We start from the raw sequence: 3,069 nt of genomic DNA, 5'->3' as shown, positions 1-3,069 counted from the left end.
ATCATATATTTATTCTCTTGTTTTGCTTTTCTGATTAGTTTCAACAACTCCATAAGGCTATAATCTTGTTTAATTCTAGGATCATTAGAAACTATAGTTTCAAATATTGATAATGATTCGGGTGGTATTAATGTAACTCCATGTCGAGCTAAAGCCACATTAGGGGTATTCAAATCACTAAAATATGTTTTCATTTTGTTTAATTCTTCCCACCAATCATCAATATAAATATCATCATCAATTGTTACACAATTATACTTTTCTGGTTCATATTCGATGTATCTCTTATTTTTATCTATCTTGTCAATAATTCCAAATTCAATAGGAGTCAATCTATCACCTCCTTTTTTAGTTTATTGTATTTATTAACTCTATATTATGAAAATATTAGAATTAATACTTTTCGCCAAAGCTTACTAAATCGCCAGATGGTACATCATTTACACATACTACGTGTAGATAATATATTTTATATTCATAAATATCTAAGTTAGTCCTCATCCCCTGTAGAGAACTATAGAAATAATAGTATCAGGGCATACTAATTATTTCTATTTGCTAATGTATAGTATCATTATACCCCTCATTCTAAATTTGTCAATATTTTCATTGTAAATATTTTCCGAAATGAAATGACAGAAAGTTATATAATATAATGTTATGTTTTACTATTATCTTCTTCCCTTCAAATACCGTCATCTTCTCAACAATAATAAAGAATAAATCTATATCAAATTTTTCTATTGGCTTTGTATTTAGTCTGAGGGAACATAAAACACACATCTATATTTAGTTAAAAATCTTTAAAACCTTTGAAATCAAGCTATTTCTTTTTTATCAACACCACCGTCTCAACATGCATGGTATGTGGAAACATGTCTACTGGCTGTATTTCAATAGTTTTGTATCCTTTTTCATCTAAATATTTTAAATCTCTTGCCAATGTAGATGGATTGCACGATACATAAACGACTCTTTTAGGCGACATTTTAACTATTGTATCTAATACTTCCTTGTCGCACCCTTTTCTAGGAGGGTCAACTACAACTACATCTGCCTTTATTCCCTGATTATATAGTTTTGGAAATATTTCTTCTGCTGTACCTTCATAAAACTCAACATTTTCAATACCATTTATCCTAGCATTTTCTATAGCATCAACTATAGCTTCCTTTACAACCTCAATTCCATACACTTTTTTTGCTTTTTGGGCTAAAAATAGCGAGATTGTTCCTATGCCACAGTATAAATCAAATACTATTTCATTTCCTTCAAGTTTTGCATACTCTAAAGCCTTGTTATAAAGCACTTCTGTTTGCACTGGATTTACTTGAAAAAATGATTTTGCTGATATATTAAATTTTAAGTCTCCTATATAATCTATAATCTTTTCACTACCAAATAACACCTTAGTTTTATCCCCTAAAATAACATTAGTCTTTTTAGTATTTATATTCTGTATTACACTTTTTAAATTTGTTATATTATTTTTAAGAATTTCAATTAGTTTATCTTTATATGGCAGTTTTTCACCATTTGTTATAATAACAACCATTACATCTCCTGTTTTAAATGCGGTTTTTGTAAGTATATGTCTAATTAAACCCTTCCCTGTTTTTTCGTCGTAAGGCTTTATGTTATATGTTTTCATATATGCTTTAATTAACTTTATTATCTTATCATTTACTTCATGTTGTATAATACATGAATTAGTATCAACAATTTCATGGCTTCCTCTTTTATAAAAACCTATTGCTATTTTTTTATTTCTTCTTCCTACAGGGAATTGTGCTTTGTTTCTATATCTATAAGGGTTATTCATACCTAAAGTATCATGTATTACAACGTCTTCTAAATGCCCTATCTTTTTAATATCATTTTTAACCTTATTAGTTTTTATTTTTAATTGCTCTTGATAATCAAGTCCTTGTATTTGACAACCCCCACAAGCATAACTAATTTTACATTTAGGTATAACTCTTTTTGTTGAAGGTTCTATTATACTTACAATTTCTCCAACTCCATAATTTTTCTTAATATTAATTAGTTTAACTTTGCATTTATCTCCTGGTAATCCTCCATCTATAAATACTGTAAACCCTTCTATTTTAGCTACTCCCTGTCCCTTATGATTAATATCTTCTATTTTTACTTCATATATTTCATTTAATTTAATTACGCTCATCCCTTAACTCCTTCCCAAATATAATCAAAAAGAAGACACACCTATGGTGTGCCGATAAATTAGAATCAGTATGCCCTTATTATACCAAACTATCTATATATTATTAACAAGATTTTATTTTTCTAATCATCACCAAGATTTTTTGATACACGTTTAAGCATCTGCCTTATAGGCAAATTATAAGGACATTTAGGTTCACATTGTCCACATTCAATACAATCACTAGCTTTATACTGTAATTTTTGATATCTCTCTTTAGCCCAGTCTTTTAAATCATATCTTAAATAATAGCCTTCTAGTACAAATTGAGTAGGTATATCTATGCCTTGAGGACATGGAGCACAATATCCGCATCTTCTACAAAATTCGCTGCCTAATTCTTCTGCTTCCTTCATGATAACTAATCTTTCTTCATCAGTTAAAGGTCTTACATCTTTTCCTACACTACTGTTTTCAATAACCTGCTTTATTTTATCCATTCCAGGGATTACTACTGAAATGTTAGGATTTTCTATTATAAACCTTAATGAAAGAGTAACATTTCTTATTGCTCCACCTGCTACAGGTTTCATAATAATTACTCCTATATCTAGCTCTTTAGCTCTTTCAAATAATTTTTCACCTTGTCTCTCAACTGGACTATATGGAAACTGAATAGTAGCAAACTTTCCAGTTTCAATAGCTTTTTCTAATATAGAAGCATCATGGCTCGTAATTCCTATCTCCTTTATAAGTCCTTTAGATTTTGCTTCTTTTAAAGCTCTTAATGCACCATTTTCACTCATAACCATTTTATATTGTTCTTCTGTTCTAACCAAATGTAACTGATATAAATCAATAAAATCAGTTCTCAATGCTTTTAAACTAGTTTCTATTTCTTTTTT

Annotated in this window: 3 protein-coding genes; all 3 read right to left on the bottom strand. The window is 28.8% G+C overall.

Annotated features, from left to right (window positions below; genetic code table 11):
- Positions 1 to 332, bottom strand: a 332-nt coding sequence (locus AB4Y15_RS13790; protein WP_427340923.1) for a hypothetical protein, incomplete at its 3' end; no start/stop codon positions are given.
- Between the two features lie 491 nt (positions 333 to 823).
- Positions 824 to 2,185, bottom strand: a complete 1,362-nt coding sequence (gene rlmD, locus AB4Y15_RS13785; protein ID WP_427340922.1) for a 23S rRNA (uracil(1939)-C(5))-methyltransferase RlmD — start codon at positions 2,183 to 2,185, stop codon at positions 824 to 826.
- Between the two features lie 122 nt (positions 2,186 to 2,307).
- A partial coding sequence (locus tag AB4Y15_RS13780; protein ID WP_427340921.1) for an aldo/keto reductase occupies positions 2,308 to 3,069 on the bottom strand: 762 nt, incomplete at its 5' end.

It is taken from the genome of Caloranaerobacter longqiensis, assembly GCF_050286925.1.
GTDB lineage: Bacteria > Bacillota > Clostridia > Tissierellales > Thermohalobacteraceae > Caloranaerobacter.
Note: the sequence above shows the minus strand (reverse complement) of the source record. Positions and strands in the feature narration are given on the sequence as shown.